The sequence below is a fragment of the Streptomyces sp. NPDC012508 genome (assembly GCF_042902595.1).
Lineage (GTDB): Bacteria > Actinomycetota > Actinomycetes > Streptomycetales > Streptomycetaceae > Streptomyces.
Genome location: NZ_JBIBEO010000005.1, coordinates 649,580 through 675,783, shown reverse-complemented (window position 1 = coordinate 675,783; position 26,204 = coordinate 649,580). Strand labels below are relative to the sequence as shown.

22 protein-coding genes are annotated in these 26,204 nt (G+C 72.7%); 11 read left to right on the top strand and 11 right to left on the bottom strand.

The features are described from left to right. Positions 1-86 precede the first annotated feature (86 nt). Entirely contained in the window at positions 87-509 is a 423-nt protein-coding gene (locus ACFY8U_RS20490; protein ID WP_361434854.1) for a DUF3052 domain-containing protein, read from the bottom strand. 408 nt (positions 510-917) lie between these two features. Between ACFY8U_RS20490 and aceE the strand changes: the two genes are divergently transcribed. Together aceE and ACFY8U_RS20480 are read left to right on the top strand one after the other, a co-directional pair. Then, positions 918-3,650, top strand: coding sequence for a pyruvate dehydrogenase (acetyl-transferring), homodimeric type (aceE, locus tag ACFY8U_RS20485; RefSeq protein WP_361434855.1), 2,733 nt, complete (start codon positions 918-920; stop codon positions 3,648-3,650). 66 nt (positions 3,651-3,716) lie between these two features. Next, complete coding sequence (locus ACFY8U_RS20480; protein ID WP_389572004.1) at positions 3,717-4,490, top strand: potassium channel family protein; 774 nt, start codon at positions 3,717-3,719, stop codon at positions 4,488-4,490. On the opposite strand, the gene ACFY8U_RS20475 is transcribed toward ACFY8U_RS20480, so the two are convergent. Next, positions 4,471-4,830, bottom strand: a complete 360-nt coding sequence (locus ACFY8U_RS20475) for a peptidase inhibitor family I36 protein (RefSeq protein ID WP_389572123.1) — start codon at positions 4,828-4,830, stop codon at positions 4,471-4,473. The two genes, ACFY8U_RS20480 and ACFY8U_RS20475, sit on opposite strands and share 20 nt — an antisense overlap. Before the next feature lie 402 nt (positions 4,831-5,232). Continuing rightward, the gene (locus tag ACFY8U_RS20470; protein ID WP_389572120.1) at positions 5,233-6,726 is read right to left on the bottom strand and encodes an MFS transporter; all 1,494 of its coding nucleotides are present in this window, start codon (positions 6,724-6,726) and stop codon (positions 5,233-5,235) included. A gap of 255 nt (positions 6,727-6,981) precedes the next feature. Between ACFY8U_RS20470 and ACFY8U_RS20465 the strand changes: the two genes are divergently transcribed. The 7 genes from ACFY8U_RS20465 (at position 6,982) to ACFY8U_RS20435 (ending at position 15,177) form a co-directional block, all read left to right on the top strand. Beyond that, the gene (locus ACFY8U_RS20465; protein WP_389572001.1) at positions 6,982-7,611 is read left to right on the top strand and encodes a TetR/AcrR family transcriptional regulator; all 630 of its coding nucleotides are present in this window, start codon (positions 6,982-6,984) and stop codon (positions 7,609-7,611) included. Positions 7,612-7,986: 375 nt separating this feature from the next. Continuing rightward, entirely contained in the window at positions 7,987-9,198 is a 1,212-nt protein-coding gene (locus ACFY8U_RS20460; protein WP_389571999.1) for an alpha/beta hydrolase, read from the top strand. A gap of 74 nt (positions 9,199-9,272) precedes the next feature. Further along, positions 9,273-10,223, top strand: coding sequence for a DUF4429 domain-containing protein (locus ACFY8U_RS20455; protein ID WP_389571993.1), 951 nt, complete (start codon positions 9,273-9,275; stop codon positions 10,221-10,223). Positions 10,224-10,443: 220 nt separating this feature from the next. Continuing rightward, complete coding sequence (locus ACFY8U_RS20450; RefSeq protein WP_389571989.1) at positions 10,444-11,739, top strand: sensor histidine kinase; 1,296 nt, start codon at positions 10,444-10,446, stop codon at positions 11,737-11,739. Beyond that, a complete protein-coding gene (locus tag ACFY8U_RS20445; RefSeq protein WP_361593848.1) occupies positions 11,736-12,422 on the top strand; it encodes a response regulator transcription factor in 687 nt (228 codons plus the stop codon). Before ACFY8U_RS20450 ends, ACFY8U_RS20445 begins: the two co-directional genes overlap by 4 nt. A 581-nt stretch (positions 12,423-13,003) precedes the next feature. After that, complete coding sequence (locus tag ACFY8U_RS20440; RefSeq protein ID WP_389571986.1) at positions 13,004-13,984, top strand: alpha/beta hydrolase; 981 nt, start codon at positions 13,004-13,006, stop codon at positions 13,982-13,984. Further along, the gene (locus tag ACFY8U_RS20435) at positions 13,981-15,177 is read left to right on the top strand and encodes an acyltransferase (protein WP_389571985.1); all 1,197 of its coding nucleotides are present in this window, start codon (positions 13,981-13,983) and stop codon (positions 15,175-15,177) included. The genes ACFY8U_RS20440 and ACFY8U_RS20435 overlap by 4 nt, the downstream gene beginning before the upstream one ends. Positions 15,178-15,321: 144 nt before the next feature. On the opposite strand, the gene ACFY8U_RS20430 is transcribed toward ACFY8U_RS20435, so the two are convergent. Further along, positions 15,322-16,338: an aldo/keto reductase gene (locus tag ACFY8U_RS20430; RefSeq protein WP_389571983.1), complete on the bottom strand. Its 1,017-nt coding sequence runs from the start codon at positions 16,336-16,338 to the stop codon at positions 15,322-15,324. Then, on the bottom strand, positions 16,335-16,730 hold the full coding sequence (locus ACFY8U_RS20425; RefSeq protein WP_361434866.1) for a MerR family transcriptional regulator: 396 nt from the start codon (positions 16,728-16,730) through the stop codon (positions 16,335-16,337). Before ACFY8U_RS20425 ends, ACFY8U_RS20430 begins: the two co-directional genes overlap by 4 nt. A 52-nt stretch (positions 16,731-16,782) precedes the next feature. Here ACFY8U_RS20425 and ACFY8U_RS20420 point away from each other — a divergent pair, with 52 nt between their 5' ends. After that, positions 16,783-17,604, top strand: coding sequence for a serine hydrolase domain-containing protein (locus ACFY8U_RS20420; RefSeq protein WP_389571980.1), 822 nt, complete (start codon positions 16,783-16,785; stop codon positions 17,602-17,604). Between the two features lie 185 nt (positions 17,605-17,789). On the opposite strand, the gene ACFY8U_RS20415 is transcribed toward ACFY8U_RS20420, so the two are convergent. From ACFY8U_RS20415 to ACFY8U_RS20395, 5 genes are all read right to left on the bottom strand, one after another. Continuing rightward, complete coding sequence (locus tag ACFY8U_RS20415; protein ID WP_389571979.1) at positions 17,790-18,557, bottom strand: hypothetical protein; 768 nt, start codon at positions 18,555-18,557, stop codon at positions 17,790-17,792. Then, entirely contained in the window at positions 18,554-19,999 is a 1,446-nt protein-coding gene (locus ACFY8U_RS20410; protein WP_389571977.1) for an ATP-binding protein, read from the bottom strand. The genes ACFY8U_RS20415 and ACFY8U_RS20410 overlap by 4 nt, the downstream gene beginning before the upstream one ends. Further along, complete coding sequence (locus tag ACFY8U_RS20405) at positions 19,996-20,679, bottom strand: response regulator transcription factor (RefSeq protein ID WP_361434870.1); 684 nt, start codon at positions 20,677-20,679, stop codon at positions 19,996-19,998. Before ACFY8U_RS20405 ends, ACFY8U_RS20410 begins: the two co-directional genes overlap by 4 nt. Before the next feature lie 205 nt (positions 20,680-20,884). Then, positions 20,885-22,681 carry a murein biosynthesis integral membrane protein MurJ gene (gene murJ / locus ACFY8U_RS20400; protein ID WP_389571976.1) on the bottom strand — a complete coding sequence of 599 codons (1,797 nt, stop codon included), beginning with the start codon at positions 22,679-22,681 and terminating at the stop codon, positions 20,885-20,887. After that, positions 22,678-23,850 (bottom strand): lipid II:glycine glycyltransferase FemX, encoded by a 1,173-nt coding sequence (locus ACFY8U_RS20395; RefSeq protein ID WP_389571974.1) that lies wholly within the window; start codon positions 23,848-23,850, stop codon positions 22,678-22,680. Before ACFY8U_RS20395 ends, murJ begins: the two co-directional genes overlap by 4 nt. Before the next feature lie 191 nt (positions 23,851-24,041). Here ACFY8U_RS20395 and ACFY8U_RS20390 point away from each other — a divergent pair, with 191 nt between their 5' ends. Then, positions 24,042-25,229 (top strand): Ig-like domain-containing protein, encoded by a 1,188-nt coding sequence (locus ACFY8U_RS20390; protein ID WP_389571971.1) that lies wholly within the window; start codon positions 24,042-24,044, stop codon positions 25,227-25,229. A 229-nt stretch (positions 25,230-25,458) separates the two neighbouring features. On the opposite strand, the gene ACFY8U_RS20385 is transcribed toward ACFY8U_RS20390, so the two are convergent. Next, on the bottom strand, positions 25,459-26,121 hold the full coding sequence (locus ACFY8U_RS20385) for a pirin family protein (protein WP_389571968.1): 663 nt from the start codon (positions 26,119-26,121) through the stop codon (positions 25,459-25,461). Between the last annotated feature and the right edge of the window lie 83 nt (positions 26,122-26,204).

The following is a 26,204-nucleotide window of genomic DNA, read 5'->3' as shown; positions in this document are numbered from 1 at the left end:
CGACGGCCCGCCTCGCCACGCCGCCCCCACCACGCACAGAGCCCCCACCGGACACGTCCGGTGGGGGCTCCTGCTGCTTGGGGGGATCAGCGCTTGGGTGCGACCAGGCGGCTGCCCGCCCAGTCCTTTGCCACGCTGATGCTCTTGGTCTGGGAGAGGCCGGCGGTCTGCGCGGCGTCACTGATGTCGCTCGGCTCGACGTAGCCGTCTCGGCCCGTCTTGGGCGTCAGCAGCCAAACGACCCCGCCGTCCTCCAGCAGGCCAATGGCATCGACCAGGGAGTCCGTCAGATCTCCGTCCTCGTCGCGGAACCAGAGCACGACGGCGTCAGCGACGTCGTCGTAGTCCTCGTCCACAAGGTCCGACCCGATGATGGACTCGATGCCTTCGCGGAGATCGAAATCGACGTCGTCGTCGTAACCGATCTCCTGGACCACCTGTCCGGGCTCGAACCCCAGCCTCGCTGCCGGGTTGGTCCGCTCCTCCGCGTGGTCCGCGGTCGCGCTCACGGCTTGCCTCCTGATCATGTATCGGAAAATGCTTCGGCCACGCGCGTACGCGCGGCGCTGGCCGTAGTCCACACGGGCTGGGCGGATCGCGCAAGTACCCGGCCGCCGAGACCGCCGAAACGGTGACGTTTGGGGCCGTCTCGCCGCATCTTCCGAGCCGCTTCCACTCCGCTCCGTGACGTACGGCACACGCTTGGTCCTGTTTTACGGTGTTCCGCGGCTTCAGTCTGCCGAACGTGCTGACGAAACGCATGCGCGGGTTGGGCGTAAGGTTGCGATTTGACCCAACCAGGCGCCCAGCGGGGGTTACCCCTCGGTAGAGATGACGTTTGACACCGACGGGGTACACGATGGACATCCCGGCCGGCGTCCCGGCCTCCGTGGGCTCCACCGAACAGAAGGAACAGCGTGGCTTCCGGATCCGATCGCAACCCGATCATCATTGGCGGCCTTCCCAGCCAGGTCCCGGACTTTGATCCCGAAGAGACCCAGGAATGGCTCGACTCCCTCGACGCGGCGGTCGACGAGCGCGGTCGCGAGCGGGCCCGCTACCTGATGCTCCGCCTGATCGAGCGCGCCCGCGAGAAGCGCGTCGCCGTGCCCGAGATGCGCAGCACGGACTACGTGAACACGATCGCGACCAGGGACGAGCCGTTCTTCCCCGGCAACGAGGAGATCGAGCGCAAGGTCCTCAACGCGACCCGCTGGAACGCGGCCGTGATGGTCTCGCGCGCCCAGCGCCCGGGCATCGGGGTCGGCGGCCACATCGCCACCTTCGCCTCCTCCGCCTCGCTGTACGACGTCGGCTTCAACCACTTCTTCCGCGGCAAGGACGAGGGCGACGGCGGCGACCAGATCTTCTTCCAGGGCCACGCCTCGCCCGGCATCTACGCGCGCGCCTATCTGCTCGACCGGCTGTCCGAGACGCAGCTCGACGCGTTCCGCCAGGAGAAGTCCAAGTTCCCGAACGGGCTCTCCTCGTACCCGCACCCGCGGCTGATGCCGGACTTCTGGGAGTTCCCGACCGTGTCGATGGGCCTCGGCCCGCTCGGCGCGATCTACCAGGCCCGGATGAACCGCTACATGGAGGCGCGCGGCATCGCCGACACCTCCAAGTCGCACGTCTGGGCGTTCCTCGGCGACGGCGAGATGGACGAGCCGGAGTCGCTCGGCCAGCTGTCCATCGCCGCCCGTGAGGGCCTGGACAACCTGACCTTCGTCGTCAACTGCAACCTCCAGCGCCTCGACGGCCCGGTGCGCGGCAACGGCAAGATCATCCAGGAGCTGGAGTCGCAGTTCCGGGGCGCCGGCTGGAACGTGATCAAGCTCATCTGGGACCGGTCCTGGGACCCGCTGCTCGCCCAGGACCGCGACGGCATCCTGGTCAACAAGCTGAACACCACGCCCGACGGCCAGTTCCAGACGTACGCCACGGAGACCGGCGCGTACATCCGCGACCACTTCTTCGGCGACGACCAGCGGCTGCGCTCGATGGTCGAGGGCATGTCGGACCACCAGATCCTGCACCTGGGCCGTGGCGGTCACGACCACAAGAAGATCTTCGCGGCCTTCGCGGCGGCCAAGGCCCACAAGGGCCAGCCGACCGTCGTCCTCGCGCAGACGGTCAAGGGCTGGACGCTCGGCCCGAACTTCGAGGGCCGCAACGCGACCCACCAGATGAAGAAGCTGACGACCGACGACCTCAAGCGCTTCCGCGACCGTCTGCACATCCCGATCACGGACACGCAGCTGGAGAACGGCCTGCCGCCGTACTACCACCCGGGCCGGGACTCCGAGGAGATCCAGTACATGCACGACCGCCGCAAGGCGCTCGGCGGGTACGTCCCGACCCGTGTCGTGCGGGCGAAGCCGCTGGTCCTCCCCGAGGAGAAGACCTACGCCCCGGTGAAGAAGGGCTCCGGCCAGCAGTCGATCGCCACCACGATGGCCTTCGTCCGGCTGCTCAAGGACCTGATGCGGGACAAGGAGATCGGCAAGCGGTTCGTGCTGATCGCCCCCGACGAGTACCGCACCTTCGGCATGGACTCGTTCTTCCCGAGCGCCAAGATCTACAACCCGCTCGGCCAGCAGTACGAGGCCGTGGACCGCGAACTGCTGCTCGCGTACAAGGAGTCCCCGACCGGCCAGATGCTGCACGACGGCATCTCCGAGGCCGGCTGCACGGCCTCGCTGATCGCGGCCGGTTCGGCGTACGCCACGCACGGCGAGCCGCTGATCCCGGTCTACGTCTTCTACTCGATGTTCGGTTTCCAGCGGACCGGCGACCAGTTCTGGCAGATGGCCGACCAGCTCGCGCGCGGCTTCGTGCTCGGCGCCACCGCGGGCCGTACGACGCTGACCGGTGAGGGCCTCCAGCACGCGGACGGCCACTCGCACCTGCTCGCCTCGACGAACCCCGGCTGTGTCGCCTACGACCCGGCCTTCGGCTTCGAGATCGCGCACATCGTCCAGGACGGCCTGAAGAGGATGTACGGCCCCGACGCCGAGGACGTCTTCTACTACCTGACCGTCTACAACGAGCCGATCCAGCACCCGGCCGAGCCCGAGAACGTGGACGCCGAGGGCATCCTCAAGGGCATCTACCGCTACAAGGCGGGCGAGGCGGGAGCGATCCCCGCGCAGATCATGGCCTCCGGTGTCGCCGTGCCGTGGGCGGTGGAGGCGCAGCGGATCCTCGCCGAGGAGTGGAACGTGCGCGCCGACGTCTGGTCGGCGACGTCCTGGAACGAGCTGCGCCGCGAGGCCGTCGACGTCGACCGGCACAACCTGCTCCACCCGGAGGAGGAGCAGCGCGTCCCGTACGTGACGCGCAAGCTGTCCTCCGCGCAGGGCCCGTTCGTCGCCGTCTCCGACTGGATGCGTTCGGTGCCGGACCAGATCTCCCGCTGGGTGCCGGGCACCTACACCTCGCTCGGCGCGGACGGCTTCGGCTTCGCCGACACACGGGGCGCCGCCCGCCGCTTCTTCCACATCGACGCCGAGTCGATCGTGCTCGCGGTCCTCACCGAGCTGGCCCGCGAGGGCAAGGTCGACCGGTCGGCGCTGAAGCAGGCCGTGGACCGCTACCAGCTGCTCGACGTGGCCGCCGCCGACCCCGGCCCGGCCGGCGGAGACGCGTAACGGCGCATGTGTGTGGTGCGGGTGCGGGGGCTGCTGCGCCCCCGCACCCCCCATACGATTCCCGGCATGATGGAACGCTGGGAGAAGCGCACCCAGACGCCACTGCTGATCCTGGCAGTGGCGTTCGGCGTCGCCTATGCCGTACCGATCGTGGCGCCGGATGCCGACCGCTGGATCCATGAGCTGTGTCTGGCCGTGGAGTGGGTGGTGTGGGGCGCGTTCGCGGTCGACTACGCCGTGCGGCTCGTGCTGGCCCCGGCCAAGTGGCAGTTCGTGCGTGGCCACCCGCTCGATCTTCTCGCGGTCCTGCTCCCGCTCGTGCAGCCGCTGCGGCTGCTGCGTCTCGTCTCGACACTCCTCCTCGTGGGCCGGCGGGCCCGGATGGCCCCGCAGATAACGCTCACCACCTATGTGGCGGGCGCGGTGGTCGGGCTGATGATGTTCGGCTCGCTCGCCGTGCTCCATGTGGAGCGGAACGCCCCGGACGGGAACATCAAGACGCTCGGCGACGCGGTCTGGTGGTCGTTCACGACGATGACGACCGTGGGGTACGGCGATCACGCACCCACCACGGGACTCGGCCGCGTCCTCGCGGTGGGGCTGATGCTCTCGGGGATCGCCCTGCTCGGTGTGGTGACCGCCAACATCGCCGCCTGGTTCATCTCCCGCTTCGAGCGGGACGACGCCCAGGAGCGCCGGCAGACCGAGCTGCTGGAGGCCCTGACCCGGGAGGTCCAGGAACTGCGCGCCGAGGTGTCCCGGCTCTCGGCTCCAGTCCCTGCCACGCCGGCCGACCCCGTGCCGCGCCAGGGCGCGGTGCCTACCGCTCCCAGAGCTTGAAGGCTCTGACCGCGTAAGGACTCTGGGGCACCCAGGTCCCGCGCCCCGGGTAGGTCTCGAACTCGCCCGTCTCCCCGCACTCCGCGGACTGGTACGTCGTCACCGGCCGCCCCGTCCTGTTGGCCAGAGCGTGGGCGCTCGCGCCCGGTGGCAGGGCGACGCAGCTCTCGATGTCGGTGTCGGCCAGCTCGTGCTTCCAGGCCGGGCCCTTGAAATCCGCCTTCGGCCACAGACACAGCTGCCCGGGCCCACAGGCCCCGAGCTTGGTGGCCGGGGCAGCCGGGGCGGCGGTGGCCGGCCAGGCCGCCGGCGGCGCGGCGGTGAGCAGAGCGGCCGCCAGTGCGGCGCGGAGTACGTACTTCGTCCGTACGGGCTTCGTGCGTGCCGGCTCTGTGCGTACCGGCTCCGTGCATGCGGGTTCCGTGCGCGTTGACTCAGTGCGTGCCGGCTTCGGACGGGCCGGTTCCGTGCGTGCCGCCTCCGTTCGCGCCGCCTCCGTTCGCGCCGCCTCCGTGCGCGCCGCCTCCGTCGGCGCCGGCTCCGTCGCCCGTGCGTGCCTCGTCCCTGCGTGCTTCGTATACATGTCGGTGAACCCCCCGTGTCCGTAACTCTCTGTAATCAGAACTCTGACGGAGGTCACAGCCCGTTGGGAAGAGGCCAAGGCTCGATTCACCCGGACAGGTGACAGCCCCGCCGGACCAAGTCCGGCGGGGCTGTCGTTTCACCAGGCAGATACGGCAGGTCAGATGTGGGCGGCGCCCGCACCCGCCTCCGCGTTCTCGCCGCGCTTGGTCAGCGTGGCGACCAGGGCCGCGACGACCGCGACGACACCGGCGACGGTGAAGGCCAGGCCCATGCCGTCCAAGAACGTGTCGTGGATGACGCCCCCGATCTTGTCGAACATGTCCGGGGTCATGTTGGGCGCCTTGGCCAGCTCCTGCGGGACCATGCCGAACTCGGCGGCCTCCTCGAGACCCGGCGCGGGCGCGCCCGGGATCCCGGCGGCCGTCCAGTTCTCGGCGAACACGCCGGAGACCTTGGAGGACATGACCGCGCCGAGCACGGCCGTGCCGAGCGCGCCGCCGACCTGCATAGCCGCCTGCTGCAGGCCGCCCGCGACACCGGAGAGCTCCAGCGGGGCGTTGCCGACGATGACTTCGGTGGCGCCGACCATGACCGGGGCGAGGCCCAGGCCGAGCAGCGCGAACCAGAGCGACATCGTGAACGTGCCGGTCTCGGCGGAGAGGGACATCATGCCGAACATCGCGACGGCGGTGCAGATCATGCCGCCCACCAGCGGGATGCGCGGGCCGAACTTGGTGATGAGCGCACCGGCCAGCGGCGAGGAGACGATCATCATCGCCGTCAGCGGCAGCAGGTGCAGACCGCTGTCGATCGGGCTCAGGCCCTTGACGCCCTGCAGGTAGAAGGTCACGAAGAACAGGCCGCCCATGAAGGCGAAGGCCATCAGGACCATCAGCACCACGCCCGCCGTGAGCGGGACGGAGCGGAACATGGCCAGCGGGATGAGCGGCTCCTTGACCTTCGTCTGCCAGAAGGCGAAGAGGGCGAAGAGCAGGACCGCGGCGGCCAGGCAGCCCACGGTGTTGCCGCTCGCCCAGCCCCACTTGGCACCGGCGTTGATGAGGCCCCAGACGAGGGATCCCATCGCGCCGGAGAGCAGCAGGATGCCGAGGATGTCGAAGGAGCGCGGGGCGTTCTCGGCTCGGTGGTCCTTCAGGATCACCAGGCCGAGGACGAGCGCGAGGACGCCGACCGGCACGTTGATGAAGAAGACGGACTGCCAGCTGACGTGCTCGACGAGGAAGCCGCCGAGGATCGGGCCGCCGGCCGTGGAGGCACCGATGACCATGCCCCAGATGCCGATGGCCATGTTCAGCTTCTCGGCGGGGAAGGTGGCGCGCAGCAGGCCGAGCGCGGCCGGCATCAGCAGGGCGCCGAAGAGGCCCTGGAGGACGCGGAAGGCGATCACGAGCCCGATCGAGTCCGAGAGGCCGATCGCCCCGGAGGCGGCGGCGAAGCCCGCGATGCCGATGAGGAACGTCTGGCGGTGGCCGAAACGGTCACCGAGCTTGCCGGCCGTGATCAGCGCGACGGCCAGCGCGAGCAGATAACCGTTGGTGATCCACTGGAGCTGGTCGAGGGTGGCGCCGAGGTCCGCCTGGATGGCGGGGTTGGCTATGGCGACGATCGTGCCGTCGAGCGCGACCATCATCACGCCGGCAGCGACTGCGAACAGGGTCAGCCAGGGGTGGCCTCGCAGGCCCTTCGACAGTGCCGGAACGGGGCTCCGGTCGCCCCCCTGGCCCTGCGGGGCCTTTTCCACGGTGGTCTGACTAGTCATACGAGGGAGGCTAATGTCAGTGACTGACAATTGACAAAGCAATTCACACGCCGGTAACTGTCACTTGGCTCACAGGTACGCTGAGCCGCACGAAACGTTGGAAAGTGGCGGAATGAGGGCCATGAGGTGACGGTTTCCGGTCTGCGGGAACGGAAGAAGCAGCGCACACGGAACGCGCTCCTCCGGGTGGCCCTGGAGCTGTTCACGACACAGGGGTACGAGCAGACCACCGTGGACGAGATCGCCGACGCGGTCGAGGTCTCCCAGCGCACGTTCTTCCGCTACTTCACCTCCAAGGAGGAAGTGGCCTTCGCCGTGCAGCAGATGGTCGAGGAGCGCTTCGTCCAGGCGCTGGTGGAACGCCCCGCGCAGGAGGGTCCGCTCGACGCGATGCGCAACGCCGTGCTCGCCTCGTGGGACACGATCGGCGAGGCGATCATGGAGGTCGTGCCCGTCGACATGTACCTCCGGACCTTCCAGATGATCGAGTCGACGCCGGCGCTGCTCGCCGCGCATCTGCGCCGCACGACCGAGATGGAGGACACCATCGCCCGGGTCGTCGCCGAGCGCGAGGGCGTCGACGTGGACGAGGACCCCCGCCCGAGGATCGTGGTCGCGGCGTTCAGCGGCGTGATGCGGGTGACGGGCCAGCTCTGGGGCCGGGGCACCGACCTGAGCCTGGAGGGCATCCGCGCCCTGACGGCGGACTACCTGGACCAACTGGCGCCGGCGCTGGCCCGTGACTGGCGTGCCTGAGGGCGCGTAGGAGTCCGCGGGCCGGTGAGGCGGCTCGGTACGGGAGCCAGGCTTGTGGCGGACCGGAAGTCCCGAGAACCAGGCCCGTGGCGGACCGGAGACCCGGGAACCAGCCCGTGCCGGAGGTCTCGTACGGGCGACTCTCGTGCGGGCACGGCCGCGCCCCGTCCGGTGGCGCGAACCCGCCCCTCCCGTAAGGACGAAGGAGGGCTCGCGCCTGCCGTCACCGCCTGTCCCTTACGGACTCGCCCGCGTCACCCCACAACCCGTGGCGTACGCCCGCGCGTACGGATCGTCATCCCGCGCCGACACCCCCCGTGATCCGTGTCACCTGCCGCCCCAGCCCACCTCCCACGTCTCCTAGGGTGAGCCGCAGTGACTTCCTTCGACTCCTCCCCCACGCTCTCCTTCTGGCGCCTGCTGCTCGCGCTGGCCGTCGTGTTCGTGCTCCTCGCGACCACCGGCTGGACGACGATCAGCCATCAGCGCGGGCCAGGCGAGTCCCGCGAGGCCGCGCTCGCCTCCTGGGTGCACAGCAGGATCGGCCATCGGGCACTGCCCGCCCCCTCCGCCCCCGCCCGGACGATCTCCGCGTACTTCGCCTCCGTCGGACCGTCGCAGGGCGCCTTCCTCGCCGACGCGCACCCCCTCGTCGTCGGCAATCTCGACGGCGCCCCGGTCGCCCTCCGCTACCGCGCCAACCGGATCTCCCTCGGCCGCGCACTCGACGCCGAGCGCCACAGGATCGAGACCGCCAAGCTGACCGCCGACGGCCGGCGCGAGGCCGTGCGCCGGGCGCACCGCTTCACCTCGCTGATGCGGTCCGACCGGCAGATCCTCGCCTTCGACCCGAGCGGCGGCGGCCGGATGGCCGAGGTGCTCGGCGATCTCGACCGGGCGGACCGGGTCTCGGTGATCGTGCCGGGCGTCGACACCAATCTGCTGACCTTCCAGAAGACGAGCCGCAAGTACTCGGCGCCCGTCGGGATGGCGCAGTCGCTGTACGCCGCCGAGCGCCGGGCCGCGCCCCGGAGCCGTACGGCCGTGATCGCCTGGGCCGACTACACCGCGCCCGTCGGGGTCGGCATCGACGCCGCGATGGGGCGCCTCGCCTCGGCGGGTGCGGTACGGCTCCTCGGCATGACGAACGCCCTGCCCGGAGACTCGCGCGTCAGCCTGTTCTGCCACAGTTACGGCTCCGTGCTCTGCGGGGTCGCCGCGGACGAGCTGCCCTCCCGGGTGACGGACGTCGTCGTGGCCGGCAGCCCCGGCATGCGGGTGGGGAGCGCGGCCGAACTGTCGACCCGGGCCCGGGTGTGGGCGATGCGGGACGCGGACGACTGGATCGCGGACGTACCTCACCTCGCGGTCGGCGGGGTCGGGCACGGAGCGGACCCGGTGGAGCCGGAGTTCGGGGCGCGGCTGCTCTCGTCGGAGGGCGCGAAGGGCCACACCGGCTATTTCGAGCCGGGCACCGGCAGCCTGGACAACTTCGCGGCCATAGGCGTCGGTTCGTACGAGAGCCTGACATGTGCGAGCGCCGACAGCGCTTGCCGCAGGGGAATTTCCGGCGCGGAAGGGGTCTGACGCGCGTAGAGCGAGGCGTTTCGGCTGCCCGCGCAGGGGCGACGCGCGGGCGCACGCCGCCTACGATGAGGCACATGGGTGATGTGCTGGCCGGAATTCATGCCACCTGGGAGTTCGAGAGTGACGCCCTCGTCATCCGCTTCGAACGGGGGATCCGCACACCGAAACTCTTCCAGGCGCTGGGCGAACGACGTATCCCGCACGAGGCGTTGGCGTCGGTGACGCTCGTCCCGGGCAAGCGGGGCACGGTCGTGCTGCACGCGGTGCCGAGACGGGGCGCCGATCCGCTGATGGAGGCGGCCGCGGGGCAGTTGAAGGAGGGGTACGACCCGTACCGGCTGGTGCTGCCGGCGGAGCGGGAGACGCTGGCCGAGTACTACCGGGACGAGCTGCGGGAACGGCTCGGGCGGGGCGACGGGGCGCACGTCTCGGCGAGTGGCTCGCCGAGTGCCCTGTCCGACGGCTCGTCCGACGTCGCGTCGGACCTCCTCGGCGACGAGCCGACCGACGGCTTTCTGGTGGCGGCGCCCCAGGGGCCGCAGTCCTTCAAGGCGTACGACGGCAAGGCGAGTTTCGACGGCACGTCGAAGGTCGCGTTCCGCTGGTTCTGGACGGGCGCGTCCTCCGAGAAGTGGAAGGCCGGCGACCAGACGTTCTCGGTACGGGAGCTCAGCGGGGTCGAGTGGCGCTCGCCGGACATCTTCGACGGGTACCTGCGGCTGCTGCCCCGCGCTGGGGAGCCCCGCTCGGCGCAGGCGGACCGCGACCCGGCGGCCGTGGTCTTCGGCCTCGGCTACGGCCCGGTCCACGAGTCCCTGCCGTTCGCCGCGGCGGTCCTGGCGGCGATCCGAGGCGCGGGACGCACTGCGGCGCCGGAGCCCGCGGACGCGCTGCCGGCGCCGGAGCCCCGCGACCCGGCGGGCATCGCGGAGAGGATCCGGCACCTGGGGGAGCTGCACCGGGCGGGGCTGGTGACGGACGAGGAGTTCACGGTGAAGAAGGCGGAGCTGCTGGCGGAGCTGTGAGGGGGGCCTCGGGGGCGAGTTGGGGGGCCTCGGGGGCGAGTTGGGGGCTTTGGGGACGGGCGGCCTCGGGGACGGGCCAGGGGGCGAACTCGGGGACGAGTCCGGGGGCGGCCTCGGGGACGAGCCCGTGGCGGGCTCGGGTGATACCCAGGTATCACCCCTGGACCGGCCCCTCGGTATGACGTCCCGCGCGGGCCCGGCTGCCTAACCTGGGCGGGCCATGAAGAAGACACCCACCTCCCCCGGCCTCGCCGCGCGACTCGCGCCCGCGCGCCTGGCGCTGCGGTCCTTCGGGGTCGCTCTCGCGACCCCGACCGAGCCGGGCGCACCCCTGTTCGCCGATGTGCGCAACCGGTGGCTGAGGATGCTCCCGTACGCCGTCGCGCTCGGCTTCGTCTGTTCGCTGCTCCCCGTCACCGTCACCGTCCTCGTGCAGGACTACGAAGTGAACGGTGCCGTCGCGGGTGCGCTCGCCACCGCGCAGACCGCGCCGTTGCTGCTCGCCGTCACCCGTCCCCTTCAGGCCTGGTGGATCATCGGTATCGCCGACGTCCTCGGCGCGGTCGTGCTGCTCGGCGCGGACGGTCTGGACGGACGGTCCTGGCCGTGGACGCCGATGGTCGTCGTCGGGTACCTCGCTCTGATGCTCGCCCTCGGGCTCCGCGAGTCCCGCAAGGCCCTGCTCGGGGTGTGGCTGGTGACGGGGGCCGCCGGGTTCGTCCTCGTCGCGCTCTGGCCGGAGCGGGACGACAGCGTCCACATCCTGCTCTTCGTCCTGAGCGGCGTCGTCCTGCTCATCACGGCGACGCTGCGGGAGCGCGGGGACGCCGAGCGCCGCACACAGGAGGAGCGGGCCCGTACGACGCTCCTGGAGGAACGCGCCCGGATCGCGCGCGAGCTGCACGACGTCGTCGCCCACCACATGTCCGTGATCACCGTGCAGGCGGACTCGGCGCCGTACCGGATTCCGGATCTGCCGGAGGCGGCGCGCGAGGAGTTCACCTCGATCGCCGCGAGCGCGCGCGAGTCGCTCGCGGAGATGCGGAGGCTGCTCGTGGTGCTGCGCAGCGAGGGTACGGAGGGCGAACGGGCCCCGCAGCCGGGCCTGGACCGGGTGCAGCAGCTGATCGAGGCGACGGTACGGGCGGGGGTGCCGGCGGAGCTGTCGATGGCGGCAGACCTCAAGGACCGCGGCGACGTACCGCAGGCGGTGGATCTGTCGGCGTACCGGATCGTGCAGGAGGCGCTCGCGAACGTGGTCCGGCACGCGCCGGGCGCGGAGACCCGGGTGTCGGTACGGTCCGAGGACGGCGCGCTGACCGTGGTGGTCGTCAACGGGCCCGCACCTGGGCCGACTTCGCCGCTGGAGGGCGGGACGGGGACGGGTCACGGGCTGGTCGGCATGCGGGAACGCGTACGGTTGACGGGCGGCACGCTGGACACCGGGCCGCTGCCGGACGGCGGCTTCCGGGTCGCGGCCAGGCTCCCGCTGCGCACGAAGGACGGACTTCCGTGACCCCCATCCGCGTGATCATCGTCGACGACCAGGCCATGGTGCGGGCGGGGTTCGCCGCGCTGTTGTCGGCGCAGGCCGACATCGACGTGGTGGGCGAGGCGCCGGACGGGCGGCAGGGGGTGGATGTCGCGCGCGCGACGCACCCGGACGTGGTGCTGATGGACGTACGGATGCCGGAGATGGACGGGCTGGCGGCGGCGCGGGAGATCCTGGACCCGCCGGCGGGGGTGGTGCACCGTCCGAAGGTGCTGATGCTGACGACGTTCGACGTGGACGACTACGTGTACGAGGCGCTGCGCGCGGGCGCGTCCGGTTTCCTGCTGAAGGACGCGCCGCCGGCGGATCTGATCGCGGCGGTACGGGTGGTGGCGGCGGGCGAGGCGTTGCTGGCGCCGTCGGTGACGCGGCGTCTGATCGCCGACTTCGCGGCGTCGAGGCCGGCGCCGCGGGCGGACCGGGCGGCGCTGCGGCTGAACGGTCTGACGCCGCGTGAGACGGAGGTCCTCGAACTGATCGCGCGGGGCCTGTCGAACCAGGAGATCGCGGAGCGGCTCGTCCTCGCGGAGCAGACGGTGAAGACCCACATCGGCCGGGTGCTGGCGAAGCTGGACCTGCGGGACAGGGCACAGGCGGTGATCTTCGCGTACGAATCAGGCCTGGTGACCCCCGGCGACGCCCGCTAGCCACGGGCCGCCACGGGGGCGGGCGTGGGGGCCGGGTTCCCAGGGCGCCTTGACCGCGGCGCCTCGGGCGATGTCCGCCAGCCGCGGGGGTGGGGCGTACGGGGCCCCACCCGAACCGTCGCGGGCTCACCGAAGCCCCCGTCCCCGCCGGGCCCGCTGCGAGCCCACGGGTCCTCCCCCGGGGAACCCCCGTCCCCGGCCACCCCGCCTCGGAGAGCTGGGCCCGCCCCGCCGCGCGCCCACCGGACCTCCCCCGGGGAACCCCCGTCCCCACGCCCCCTCGGAGAGGTGGCCCCACCCGAACCGTCGCGGGCGTCCGCGGCCGTACCCGCCTCGGAACGGTGGCCCCCGCCGGACCCGTCGCCCCGTGCCCGCCCCGTACCTCCCCTGGGGGAGAACCCCCGTCCCCGCCCCCCACCGCCACGGGGGAGAACCCCACCCCCTCGCGGGGGTTGGCGCCTCCTCCCGCCCCTACCCCGGTATGAGACCCGAGTTGGCCCTCCGGTGTGACGTCGTGTCAGGCGTCGTCTTCCTACCTTCCTCTCGCCATCGCAACGAGACATGAAGAGGGAGGGCGCCGCATGCGCCGTTACACGAGGACTCTGGTCGCCGCCGCGCTCGCCGTCACTGTCGTCGCCGGGACCGCCGGGTGGGCGTCCGGGAGCGCGCAGCGGGCCGTGACCGGGCCGCCCGTCGGGGCGGAGGCCTGGACGGCCGCCGGGCTTCCCGACCCCGAGCGCACCAGCCCCTCCGAAGTCGCCGCGTTCTTCCACGGCTTGAGCCCCGCCCGGCAGCAGGAACTGCTCCGCGCCCACCCCTCCGTCGTCGGCAACCTCGACGGCGTGCCGCCCACGCTTCGGTACGAGGCCAACGCCCTTACCCTCGGCGGCCAGTACGCCGGTCAGCAGGTCCTCGCCTCCGACCCGCGCGGACGCGGCCAGATCGCCCTCGTCTCCGGCGACCTCACCACCGCCGAGCACGTCGCCGTCGTCGTCCCCGGCTCCGACATCGACGCCGGCAACATCCGGCCCCTCACCGACATGGCCGACGCCCTGCGCCGCGCCACCGACAGCCGTACCGCCGTCATCGCCTGGGCCGGCTACACCACCCCCGTCGGCGTCGGCGTCGACGCCGCCACGGGCGACCTCGCCGAGGCCGGGGCCGAGCGGCTGGCCCGGCTCACCGACGGCCTGGCCGCCGTCGGGGCGCCCGCCCCCTCCCTGTTCTGCCACAGCTACGGCTCCGTCGTCTGCGGCCTCGCCGCCCACGACCTCAAGGCCAAGGACCTCGTCGTCTTCGGTTCCCCCGGCATGCGCGCCGCCAACGTGGGCGAGCTGCGCACCTCCGCCCGCGTCTGGGCCGCCAAGGACCCGTCCGACTGGATCGACCGCGTCCCCAACGTCTCGTTCGCCGGGCTCGGCCACGGCGCCGACCCCGCCGAGCCCGCGTTCGGCGCCCGTCGCGTCCCCGCCGACGACGCCCAGGGCCACAACGGCTACTTCGCGACCGGCACGCAGTCCCTCCGTACCTTCGCCGCCATCGCCCAGGGGGATGCCCGATGAACGCGCTCGCCGAACGCATCGAGGCCCGTACCCCCGCCCATCGCGACCGCGCGATCGACGGCCTGCGTGCCCTCGCCCTCCTCGCCGTGCCGACCGGCCACTGGCTGCTCGGCGGGTTCACGCTCTCCTCCGACGGCGCGATCCACAACGCCAGCCCGCTCTCCGCCTTCGGCGCCCTCGCCCCCGCCAGCTGGATCCTCCAGATGCTCGGGATCTTCTTCCTCGTCGGTGGCTACGCCTCCGTCCTGTCCTACCGCCGCCACGAGGGGTCCACCGCCGCCTGGCTCAAGGGCCGCGTCGCCCGCCTCGGCCGGCCCGTCCTCGGCGTCACCGCCGTCTGGGCCCTGCTCCTCCCGCTCCTCCACTACGGGTTCGACGTCCCCGGCGACACCCTGCGGACGGCCTCCACGCTGGTCATCCAGCCGCTCTGGTTCGTCGGGGTGTACACGGTCGTCACCGCCCTCACCCCCCTGTGCGTCCGCGCCGCCCGCCGCGCCGGCGTCTGGGCCGCAGCGCCCCTGCTCGGCTCCGTCGCCGTCGTCGACTTCCTGCGCTACGGCCCGTACGCGGACGCCATGCCGTCCTGGCTGAGCGTCCTGAACATCCTCCCCGGCTGGCTCTTCGCCTACCAGCTCGGTGTCTCCTGGGGCGAGGGGCGGGTCACCCGGCGCCACGCCTGGGGTCTGCTGCTCGGCGGCGCCGCGCTCTTCGCGGCCCTGCTCCTCGCCTTCGGCTACCCCGCCTCGATGGTCGGTGTGCCTGGCGAGGCCCGTACCAACTCCCACCCGCCGTCGCTGCTCGTCCTCGCCTTGGCCGCCGCACAGAGCGGCGCCGCGATCCTGCTCCGCGAACGGTTCGGGAAGCTGCTGCGGCGGCCCGCGCTGTGGGCGCCGGTCGTGGTCGTCAACCTGTCCGCGATGACGATCCTGTGCTGGCACCAGACGGCGATGCTCGCCGCCGCGATCCCCGCGTCGTACGGGGGTGAGGTCCCGGGCCTCGTCGGCGCGCCGGATGCGGTCGGCTGGATCCTGGCCAGGTTCGCCTGGATGCCGCTCTTCGCCGGGCTGCTGGTCCTGATCGGGCGGTTCACCCGCCACTTCGAGTCCCCCTGGACCCGCACCGGCCCCGCCCGCCGCACAGTGGCAGGCCTCCTCGCCGCGGGCTTCGCCGCCTTCGCCCTGGGGCTGGCATGAGCAGCCAGGGCTGCGCGAGCAGCCCGGGGCGGGAGCCGGGAAAACCGGTGGATCGGTCCACCCCGGCGGATCGGCCGGCCCGGCGGGTGGGCCCCGGGGCCCCTCCCTCCCGGCCGGCCGGCAGGAGCTCGCGTCCTCGGGCGCCTACTCCCTCGCCGTCGCCGTCGAGCGCATGTCCGGGTAGCGGTCGCCCGCCACCTGGGACGCGATCGGCTCCAGTTCCGCCAGTTCCGACTCCGTCAGCTTCAGGCGCGTCGCCGCCGCGTTCTCCTCCAGGCGCGTGCGCTTGCGGGTGCCCGGGATCGGGACCACCGTCAGGCCGTGGACCGTGGCACGCTGCTGGACCCAGGCCAGGGCCACCTGCGCCGCCGTCGCACCGTGATCGGCCGCGATCTTGTGGACCGGTGCCAGCAGCGCGGCGTTCCGCACCGCGTTCTCGCCCGAGAAGCGGGGCTGGTACGCACGGAAGTCGCCGCTCGACAGCTCCTTCGAGGCGTCCGCGAACGCGCCCGTGAGAAAGCCCCGGCCCAGCGGCGAGTACGGCACGAACGTCACCCCGAGCTCCGCCGCCGCCCCCACCGCGCTGCGTTCCACGTCGCGCGAGAAGAGCGACCACTCCGACTGCAGGGCCGTGATCGGGTGCACCGCGTACGCCTCGCGCAGCTCCGCGCCCGTCACCTCGCTCAGGCCCACGTACCGGATCTTGCCCTCCTGTACGAGCTCCGCCATCGCCCCGACCGACTCCGCGAAGGGGACCTCCGGGTCGTGCCGGTGCATGTAGTAGAGGTCGATCGTCTCGATGCCGAGACGGCGCAGGCTCCCCTCCACGGCCTGGCGGATGTACGCCCGGTCGTTGCGGATGGCCCGGTAGTGCGGGTCGTCGGCGCGCCGCTCGATGGCGAACTTGGTGGCGAGCGTGACCTCGTCGCGGTGCTGGGCGAGGAACGGCGCCAGGAACTCCTCGTTGGCGCCGCTGCCGTAGACGTCCGCGGTGTCGATCAGGGTGACGCCGGCCTCGAGTGCGGCGTCGAGGGTGTCGCGGGCCGCGGCCTCGTCCGTGTCGCCGTAGAACTCGCTGATGCCCATGGCGCCGAAGCCCTGGACGCCGATCTCCGGTCCGTCCTGGCCGCCGAGCCGTACCGTGTCGATCCTGGTGGTCATGAGGTCGTGCCTCCGCAGATGGTTCCGTAGTGCCCGATCTTGATGTCGAGCACGGCGAGCGCGTCCTGGAGTTCGCCGATCCGGGAAAGGACGTCCCGGCGGGTGCTCTCCAGAAGCTCGCGCCGCTCGTCCCTGGTGTGGTCGCCCTCCCGCACCAGTTCCGCGTACCGCACCATCCCGGCGACCGGCATCCCGGTCAGCCGGAGCTTGCCGACGAACGCCAACCAGTCCAGATCGCGCTGTGAGAAGCGCCGCTGGCCGGTGTGCGAACGGTCGACGTGCGGCATCAGCCCGATCCGCTCGTACCAGCGCAGGGTGTGCGCCGACAGGCCGGTCAGGGCGGCCACCTCGCTGATGGTGAAGTGGGCGGCGCTGCTCTCGATCACGCTCATGGCCTCCACGCTAGAACCCTTGAGTGCACTCTAAGCAAGTAGGCTCGGCTCCATGTCCTTGCAGAGCCTGGCGTTGATCGAGAACTGGCCCGTCCCGACCGCGGCCGCCGCCGTCGTCCGCGCGGACGGCACCCTGGCCGGGGCGCACGGCCCCACCGGACAGCGGTTCCCGCTCGCCTCCGTCACCAAGCCGCTGGCGGCGTACGCCGTCCTCGTCGCGTACGAGGAGGGGGCGATCGAGCTCGACGAGCCGGCCGGGCCCGAGGGCGCGACGGTCCGGCATCTGCTGGCGCACACCTCGGGGCTCGCCTTCGACGAACCGCGGGTCATGGCCGCGCCGGGCACGCGGCGTATCTACTCCAACACCGGGTTCGAGGCGCTCGGCGACCATGTCGCCAAGGCGACGGACATCCCGTTCGGCGACTACCTCCACCAGGCCGTCCTGGAGCCGCTGGGCATGACCTCGACATCGCTGGAGGGCTCGCCCGCCAAGGACGGCGTCTCGACGGTCGACGACCTGGTGCGGTTCGCGGCCGAAGTGCAGGCGCCCCGGCTGCTCGACGCGCGCACGGTGCTCGACGCGATGACGGTGTCGTACCCCGGACTGACCGGCATTCTGCCCGGGTACGGCCATCAGCGGCCGAACGACTGGGGGCTCGGCTTCGAGATCCGGGACGGCAAGGCGCCGCACTGGACGGGGGCCTCGTCCTCGCCGCGGACGTTCGGGCACTTCGGGCAGTCGGGCACGTTCCTGTGGATCGACCCGGACGCGCGCGCCGCGTGCGTGGCGCTGACCGACCGGCCCTTCGGACCGTGGGCCGTGGAGGCGTGGCCGCCGTTCACGGACGCGGTGCTCAGGGAGCTGCGGGCGTAGGCGTCCTACCCCGGGGATCCCAGGGCGGCGGCAGCATCAGGGAGCTGCGGGCGGCGTAGGCCCCGCCGGGCGGTCGGCGCCCCGGCCCCTGAGAGAGCTGCCGGCGTAAGCCCCGCCGGACGGCTGGTTCCCGGCCGTTCAGGGGGCTGCGGGCGGAGGCCCCGCATGGGCTCGTGCCCGGGCCTTCAGGGAGCTGTCGGCGTAGGCGTCGTGCGCGGGGTCTCCGGGGGTGTCAGGGATGCCCCCGGGCGCCCGGTGCCTGTGGCGTTCGGGTCGCGCCGGGTGTCCGGCGAGTCCGTGGTCCCCGTCGCCCGGCCGGTGACGCTCGGGGCGTCCGATGTCGTCGTGGCGGGCTTGTCGACGATGAAGTCGTCGCAGCGCTCGGCCGGGAGCGAGCCGCCCGGTCCCGACAGGATGACCGACGCCCGGCCGTCCGACTCCTCCGCGTAGGCCGCCGTGCACACCAGCTGGCGGATCGCCGCGCCGTCCAGCTCGTCGAGCGGGAAGGGGAGTCTGATCCGCAGCGTGAACTCGCCAACGCCGTCGGCCGTGTCGTGCTCGAGGGACACGTGCAGACCCGCCTCGGCGTTCTTCCACGCGCTCGGCTGCGGCAGCCGGGTCCGGAGGCCCGCCGCGCGCTCCGCCTCCGACGGGCCCGCGAGCAGCAAGGTGAGCGCCTTCGGGGCGACGGACCCGCTGCCGAGCGGATGGGTGGCCACGCCCTGGTCGGGCAACTGGTACTCCTCCCCGAACGGCCCCGCCAGCGCGCGGGCGGCCGGGACCAGCCTGTCGTCGGCGTCGACGTAGAAGAGGAGGAACCGGCTGTCGTCGACCGGGAGGACGGCGATCGTCGCGGGCCCGCCGGCCTCGACGACATCGCTCTGCTGGATACCGCAGCCGGTGAGCGCGAGGACGCCCGCGAAGAGGGCCGCGAGCCCGGTCCGGCGCCTCATCGCGGGATCCTCACCGTGAAGACGGCTCCGCCGTCGGGGCGGTTCGCGGCCGTGACGGTGCCACCGTGCAGCCGGACGTTCTCCAGGGTGATGGCGAGGCCGAGTCCGCTTCCCGCGGAGCGGGTGCGGGCCAGGTCCGCCTTGTAGAAGCGGTCGAAGACATGCGGCAGGACCTCCTCGGCGATGCCGGGCCCCCGGTCGGCGACCTCGGTCACGAGCCAGTCGCCCTCGGCCCGCAGCCGTACGGTCACCGGCGGCCGGCCGTGCCGCAGCGCGTTGCCGACGAGGTTGGCGACGACGACGTCGAAGCGGCGCGGGTCGAGCCGGGCGCGCACCCCGACGGGCAGCTCGGTGCGGACCAGCTCGGGGTCGGTCCAGTGGCGGTGCTGAAGTGTCTTGCGGACGCTGTCGGCCACGTCGACCTCGTCCACGTGGAGCTCGGCGGCGCGCGCGTCGAAGCGGGAGATCTCCATGAGGTCCTCCACGAGCACCGCCAGCTTGCCGGTCTCGGCGCTGATGAGCCGTACCGCCCGGGCCGTGTCGCTGTCGAGGCCGGCCGCGTCCTCGTCGAGGACCTCGGTGACCGCGAGCATCCCGGCGAGCGGAGTGCGCAGCTCGTGGGAGACGTCGGAGGCGAACCGGCGGGCGCGCGCCTCGGCGTGCTGGAGCTCGACGACGGAGCGTTCGAGCGCGGCGGCGGACTCGTTGAACGTACGGGCGAGGTCGGCGAGTTCATCGCTGCCCTTGGCGAGGATCCGGGTGTCGAGCCGGCCGCGTCCCATGGAGTCGGCGGCGCGCCGCAGTTCCCGCACCGGCCGCAGCACGCTGCGGGCGGCGAGCAGAGCCGGGATCAGGGCGATCGCCAGGGCGGGCAGGGCGCCGTCGCGGGCGGCGAGGACCATCGCCTCGACGTTGGCCTCCTCCTCGTCGAGTTCCATGACGGCGTACAGCACGAGGCCGGTGCGGTGGATGGCGGTGGCCGGGGTGTGCGCCCTGAAGACGGCGGGGACGGCGATGGTGAGGTAGGGCCGGCCGTTCTTGACCACCCGCTGGAAGCTGCCGTGGGCGGAGGCCTTGGCCCGGGAGCGGAGCTCGGCGGTGATGACGGTGGAGGTGGGGCGTTCGGCGGACGAGACGCGGACGGAGCCGTACTCGGCGTAGACGCGCCACTGCCGGGGCTTGCCCTGCCGGGCGATGTGCAGGAGTACGTCGCGCAGCGAGTCCGCCTCGATGGGCAGCGAGACACCGAGAGTCTGGACCTGCTCGCGGAAGGCGGAGACGGCGGTGTCCTGGGCCTGTTCCAGGATGGCGTTGCGGGCGGCGCGGTAGGTCAGGGCGGCGGTGGTGCCGCAGCCGACGGCGGCGACGAGGAGGAAGGCGAGGACGAGCCGGGTGCGGAGACCGAAGGGGCGGTGGCGGCGTCGCGGGGCGCGGCGGCTCACAGCGGCCCGAAGCGGTAGCCGAAACCGCGGAGGGTCTGGATGTAGCGGGGCGCACCGGCCGGGTCCTCGATCTTGGTGCGCAGCCGGCGGACGCAGGCGTCCACGAGGCGGGCGTCGCCGTGGTAGCTGTGCTCCCAGACGTGTTCGAGGAGTTGCTGGCGGCTGAAGACCTGCTCGGGGTGGGCGGTCAGATGCAGCAGGAGCTTGAGCTCGGAGGGGGCGAGGGCGATGCGCTCACCGGACTTGGCGACCGTGAGTCCGGCGCGGTCGATGGCTATGTCGCCGTGGAACTCGACGGCGGGGCGGCCGGCGCCGGGCTCCTCGATGCGCCGCAGGACGGCGCGTATGCGGGCCTCGATCACCTCCGTACGGGCGGGTTTGACGATGTAGTCGTCGGCGCCGGCCTCCAGGCCGACGACGATGTCGAAGTCGTCACCGCGCGCGGTGAGCATGATGATCGGCAGCTGGCTGGTCTCCCGGATCCGGCGGCAGACCTGGACCCCGTTCACGCCGGGGAGCATCAGGTCGAGCAGCACGAGATCGGGCCGGAACTCGGCGAGCAGCGCGAGCCCCGCCTCGCCGGTCGCGGCGCCGCGGACGTCGTGCCCACGTCGGCGCAGCCCGAGTTCGACCCCTTCGCGGACGGAGGGGTCGTCTTCGATGAGAAGAACGCGAGGCATATCGGCAGTATCCCAGGGTGAGGAGAGGGGCAGGTGGGCCGGTCGAGGCGTCGGTCGGTTCGGGGCCCCGGTCGGTTCGGGGCCCCGGTCCGGTCGGGTCGGGCGTCGGTCCGGTCGGGTCGGGTCGGGCGTCGGTCCGGTCGGGTCGGGTCGGGCGTCGGTCGGGTCGGGCGTCGGTCCGGTCGGGTGGGGCGTCGGGGACGGATCAGGCGCGGCGGGCGAGACCGCGCAGGCGCCCGCCCGCGCCCGCCATCAGGGCCTGGACCTCCGTGAGCCGGAGCGGCCGGGCGAGGAGCGCGAAGACGGCGAGGATGACGAGGCCCCCCGCCGCGCCGGCGGCGAGCGCGCCGGCCGGGGCGGTCGTGTCGGCGGCGAGCAGCCCGAACCCCGCCGCGGGCACGGCGGCCACGAGCAGCCGCACGAGCGCGGAGGCCGAACCGGGAGAGCCGGAACCGGACACGCCCGCCGCGCCCGGAGAGCCGGAACCGGACACGCCCGCGCCGAGTGTGGACGCCGCACCGGACACGCCCGACGTCGCCGCGCCCCGAGAGCCGGAACCGGGCGCGCCCGGGACCACCGCGCCCGACGTGCCCTCCCCGCCCCGCCGGGTGCGGCTCAGGCGGCGGCGGAGTGCGTACGCCGTCAGCGCCCAGCCCGACCACAGGGCGAGCGAGTAGCCGGCCGCCATGCCCGCCACCGCCCAGGTCGGCGGGAGGAACGTGTACGCGGTCACGGACAGGCCCGCGTTGACGGCCGCGATCACCAGGTTGAGGAGGAAGGGCGTCCTGGTGTCCCGCAGCGCGTAGAAGGCGCGGGTGCAGACGTACTGGCCGGAGAAGGCGATCAGCCCCGGCGCGAACGCCATCAGGATCCAGGCCATCGCCCGGATGTCGTCCGCGCCGGTCCTGCCGTACTGGAAGACCAGGCCCATCAGCGGCACCGCCAGCGCGAACAGGGCGCAGGCCGCGGGGACGACGGCCGCCGTGCTCGTGCGGAGGCCGTACGAGACGTCCCGCCGCACCCCCGTCAGGTCGCCGTCCGCCGCCGCCCCGCTCATCCGCGGGAGCAGCGCCGTCACGAGCGAGACGGTGACGATGCCGTGCGGGACCGCCCACAGCAGATAGGCGTTGTTGTACGCGGCGAAGCCGAAGCCCCCGCCCGCGCCGAGCTCCTCCGCCCGCGTGCCCGCCGCCGTCGCCAGCTTCGTCGTCACCCAGTACGCGGCCTGGTTGGTGAGGACCAGAAGCACCAGCCATCCCGCCGACCGCAGCGGCGCCGTCAGCCCGCTGCCCCGCAGGTCGAGGCGCGGGCGGAAGCGGAAGCCGGCCGCCCGCAGCGACGGCACCAGCGCCAGCGCCTGCAGCGCGATGCCCGCCGTCGTGCCCCAGCCGAGCAGCGCGGTCTCGCCCGCCGTCAGTCCGCCGCCGGACGCGGTCGCCAGGTAGAGCGCGAACACCCCGATGACGACGACGTTGTTGAGAACCGGCGTCCACATCATCGCGCCGAACCGGCCCCGGGCGTTGAGGACCTGGCCGAGGAGGGTGAAGAGCCCCAGGAAGAAGATCTGCGGCAGGCAGTAGCGGGCGAAGGCGACCGTCATGGACTGCCGCGCGCCGCTGTAGTCGGTGTACGCGTCGACGATCGCGGGCGCCGCGAGCACCGCGCCGGCCGTCAGGACCAGGAGCGCGCCGACGCAGACCGTGAGGAGCCGGTCGGTGTACGCGACACCGCCGTCGTCGTGCTCCTTGGCCGCCTTGACCAGCTCGGGCACGAAGACCGCGTTGAGGGCCCCGCCGAGGAGCAGCATGTAGACGATGGTGGGGATGGAGTTGGCGACCGCGTAGCCGTCGGCGACAGCCCCGACGCCCAGCGCGGCGGCGACGATCGCGGACCGTACGAATCCGCTGGCGCGCGAGACCAGCGACCCGGCGGCCATCAGCGCGCCGCTGCGGAGCACGGAGGACGCGCGCTGCTTCGGCGCCTCCAGCACGGTCGCCGTCATCGACGGGCCAGGTAGGCCTGGAAGGCCCGGTACAGCGTGTGGTTCGTCGTGCCGTCCAACGGTGTCTCCCACTCCCCCAGCGTCTCGACGGCCTGTCCGCCCGTGCCGAGCTTCCAGCGCAGCAGACCGTGGGCGCGGTCGTCCGGATCAAGGGTGGAGGGTATCCCGCGCATGTCGTAGACGTCGGCGCCGAGCGCCTGGGCGTCGAGCAGCATCCGCCACTGCAGGGCGTTGGAGGGGCGGACCTCGCGGCGGTGGTCGGCGGAGGCGCCGGTCTGGTACCAGACCCGCTTCCCCGCCGTGATCATGGTGTGGGCGGCGAGCGTCTCGCCCTCGTGGCGGGCGAGGTAGAGCTTCATCCGGCCCGGTTCCTCGGCGTTGAGGACCGCGTACTGGCGCTCGTAGTACGCGAGGGAGCGGCCGAGCCGGAAGCCGTCGCGCTCCTCGGTGATCCGCAGGAGCCGGAAGAACTCGGGCAGATCGGCCGCCGAGCCGACGACGATCTCGACACCCGACGCGCGTGCCTTGCGTACGTTGCGCCGCCACTCCTGGTTGAGGCCCTTCCACAGGTCGTCGGCGCCGCGGCCGGCGAGGGGGACCTGGTAGACGTGGCGGGGCTGGGCGTCGGCGCCGTCGGAGGCGCTGGTGGAGTCGCCTCCGCAGCGGCGCCAGCCGCGGGAGCGGAGCCGCTCGGCGACGGCGGTGCCGAGCGGGTCGACCTCGTCGGCGAGGACGTCGGCGAGGCGCCGGCCCGGCCCGGTGTTCGCCTTGAGGGTGGCGGCGTTCCAGCGGCGGAAGGCGGGCGAGGGTCCGATGCGTACGGCGAAGGCGCCGGCGGCGCGCAGGTGCCGGAGCAGCGGGGTGAGCCAGCCGTCGATGTCGGGGTCGGCCCAGTCGGCGACGGGCCCTTCGGGGAGGTAGGCGAAGTACTTGCGGGTGCCGGGGAACGCCCGCAGCAGGACGAGGGCGACGCCGGTGAAGTGGCCGTTCTCCGGCCCCCAGCCGAGGAGCTGATGGCTCCAGCCGTCCTTCACCCCGGCCCAGGAGGGGAGCTGGAGAAACCCGGCAGCCGCACCGGTGCGGGCGAGGTGGGCGCGGTACTCCTCCGAGGTGAGGGGCCGCACGCGGGTGGCGTGCTGGGGTGCGGCCGTCACGAGCAGAGCTGACACAACGGGAGCCTCCTTGTTTCCGCCCCTCGGTCGTGGGGCGCACAGGATGCTCACAGCCGTCCTTGACCGTGCCGCGCGTCGTGTGTGACCGGACGATGACCGTTCCTCACCAGCCCTTGTCACACAGCGTCGGAGGTGCTTCCCGCGGCCTACAGTCCGGGCATCCCACACCTTTTCCGGAGGCTTCCGTGATGTCCGTACGCACCCGAGCCCGCGCCCGAATACGCCCGGCGCTGGCGGCCCTCGCCCTCTGCGGCTCCCTCACCGCCTGTTCGGCGGGGGCGGTGGGCGCGCCCCGTGACGAGGGGAGCGCGGAGTCGATGGAGTCGCCGGCGAAGGTGACCGTGGTGAGCCCCGCGGCGGGACGGACCGTCACGGTCACGGCGACGGGCGGGAAACTGACGTCGGTGAAGGTCGTCGACGCGGAGGGTGCCGCGCTGGCGGGCCGTACCGGGGCGGGCGGGACGTCGTGGGTCTCGGACCGGAAGGCGGTGCCGGGCACGTCGTACCGGGTGGAGGCGACGACCCGTACGCCGGGCGGGCAGGAGGCGACGACCCGGTCGACGTTCACGACGGCGGAGGCGTCGGAGGTCAACAAGCTGACGCTGGCGCCCGGGAAGGACACCACGGTCGGGGTCGCGCAGCCGCTGTCGATCGTCTTCGACCGGCCGGTGACCCGGAAGGCCGAGGTGGAGAAGCAGCTCAAGGTCACCACGTCGAACGGCACGGTCGGGTCGTGGGGCTGGCTGAAGGACTACTCGGGCAAGGACCGGGTGGACTGGCGGCCGAAGGAGTACTGGAAGCCGGGCACGAAGATCACGCTCGACGCGGCGCTGAACGGTACGGACTCGGGCGGGGGCTGGTTCGTACGGGACTACCGGACCGGGTTCACGGTCGGCGGCGCGGCGCAGGTGGTGAAGGTCGACCTGGACCGCAAGAAGCTCGTGCTGGAGCGGGACGGGCGCGCGGTGCGCACGATCCCCGTGTCGGGCGGGACGCCCGGCGGTGACAAGCGGTCGTGGCGGGGGACGGCGGTGCTGATGGCGAAGGAGGGCACGATCAACATGAACTCGGAGACGGTCGGGCTCGGCGACGCCTACGACAAGATGGTCGACTACTCGATGCGCCTGACCTGGTCGGGGATGTACGCGCACGCGGCGCCGTGGAACGCGGCCTGGTTCGGCCGGGCCAACAAGAGCTCGGGCTGCATCGGTATGAGCGACGCCGACGCGGCGTGGTTCTACGGGCAGGTCCGCGCGGGCGACCCCTTCGAGATCCGCGGCGCGGACACGAAGGGCACGGTCGCGGAGGGCAACGGCTACGGGGCGTGGAACCTGACCTGGGAGCAGTGGCAGGCGAAGAGCGCGGCGGGCCGCTGACGCTGCCTCGGTCGCGAGCGCGGGCGTCGCGGCGGGGCCCACGCGACCCCACGGCCCGGGGGTGAGCATGCGCGCCCCGGCCCGCGGGCCCGGTGGGTGTGCGCGCCCGGCCCGCGGGCCCGGTGAGTGTGCGCGCCCCGGGTCCCGCGGCCCGCGCGCCCCGCCGCCCGCGGACGGTGGAGGTCCCGGCAGCCACGGCCCCTCAGCCCGGCAGGCGTGGCGGCAGCGGTCAGACGCGCCGCATCTCCCAGAGGAGCACTTCCGCGTCGGAGGTGGCCAGGAGGGCGAGGGCCCGCGCGTCGGTGACACGGGCGGCGTCGCCGGGGGCGAGTTCCTCGCCGTCCAGGCGGACCGTGCCCCGCACGACGTGGGCGTAGACGAAGTCCGCGTCCGGGACCGCCGTGCGCTCGCCCGCCTCCAGACGGCGGACGTGGAGCATCGCGGCCGCCTCCGGGAGGGCGTACGGCGTGGAGTCGGCGATGCCGCGGACGATCTCGTACGCGGGGTCGCCTCCCGGCGCCAGTGGCGCGAGCCACATCTGGACGAAGACCAGCGGCACCTCGGCGTCGTTGCGCTCCTCGTGCCGTACGCCCGCCGCGGAGCTGAGCCGCTGGACGTCCCCGGGGCGGACGACCGTGCTGTGTCCGGCGGCCGTGTCGTGGTGGGTCAGCTCGCCCTCGACCACCCAGGTGACGATCTCGGTGTGGCTGTGCGGATGCTCGTCGAACCCGGCCCCGGGCGCGAGCCGCTCCTCGTTGCAGGCGAGGATCGCGCCGAAACGGAGGTTGTCGGGGTCGTAGTGCGCGCCGAAGGAGAGCGCGTGGCGGGTCTCGATCCCGGCCTGCGGATCACCCCCGGGGTAGCGGTCGGCGGCACGCTGGATACGAATCACGGAGCCACGGTATCCCCGGCCCCCGCCGGTCGCGGGGTCCGCGCGGACAGAAGGCCCACCGCCCCCCGGCCACATATCCGTGG

What these genes read in the sequence shown, in the direction of transcription:
- ACFY8U_RS20480 (WP_389572004.1), top strand. Translation starts at nt 3,717, where the DNA reads ATGATGGAACGCTGGGAGAAGCGCACCCAGACGCCACTGCTGATCCTG.
- ACFY8U_RS20470 (WP_389572120.1), bottom strand. Translation starts at nt 6,726, where the DNA reads ATGATGGTCGCGCTCGACGGCACGATCGTCGCCATAGCCAACCCCGCC.
- ACFY8U_RS20455 (WP_389571993.1), top strand. Translation starts at nt 9,273, where the DNA reads ATGGGTGATGTGCTGGCCGGAATTCATGCCACCTGGGAGTTCGAGAGT.
- ACFY8U_RS20450 (WP_389571989.1), top strand. Translation starts at nt 10,444, where the DNA reads ATGAAGAAGACACCCACCTCCCCCGGCCTCGCCGCGCGACTCGCGCCC.
- ACFY8U_RS20440 (WP_389571986.1), top strand. Translation starts at nt 13,004, where the DNA reads ATGCGCCGTTACACGAGGACTCTGGTCGCCGCCGCGCTCGCCGTCACT.
- ACFY8U_RS20435 (WP_389571985.1), top strand. Translation starts at nt 13,981, where the DNA reads ATGAACGCGCTCGCCGAACGCATCGAGGCCCGTACCCCCGCCCATCGC.
- ACFY8U_RS20430 (WP_389571983.1), bottom strand. Translation starts at nt 16,338, where the DNA reads ATGACCACCAGGATCGACACGGTACGGCTCGGCGGCCAGGACGGACCG.
- ACFY8U_RS20425 (WP_361434866.1), bottom strand. Translation starts at nt 16,730, where the DNA reads ATGAGCGTGATCGAGAGCAGCGCCGCCCACTTCACCATCAGCGAGGTG.
- ACFY8U_RS20420 (WP_389571980.1), top strand. Translation starts at nt 16,783, where the DNA reads ATGTCCTTGCAGAGCCTGGCGTTGATCGAGAACTGGCCCGTCCCGACC.
- ACFY8U_RS20415 (WP_389571979.1), bottom strand. Translation starts at nt 18,557, where the DNA reads ATGAGGCGCCGGACCGGGCTCGCGGCCCTCTTCGCGGGCGTCCTCGCG.
- ACFY8U_RS20405 (WP_361434870.1), bottom strand. Translation starts at nt 20,679, where the DNA reads ATGCCTCGCGTTCTTCTCATCGAAGACGACCCCTCCGTCCGCGAAGGG.
- murJ (WP_389571976.1), bottom strand. Translation starts at nt 22,681, where the DNA reads ATGACGGCGACCGTGCTGGAGGCGCCGAAGCAGCGCGCGTCCTCCGTG.
- ACFY8U_RS20390 (WP_389571971.1), top strand. Translation starts at nt 24,042, where the DNA reads ATGTCCGTACGCACCCGAGCCCGCGCCCGAATACGCCCGGCGCTGGCG.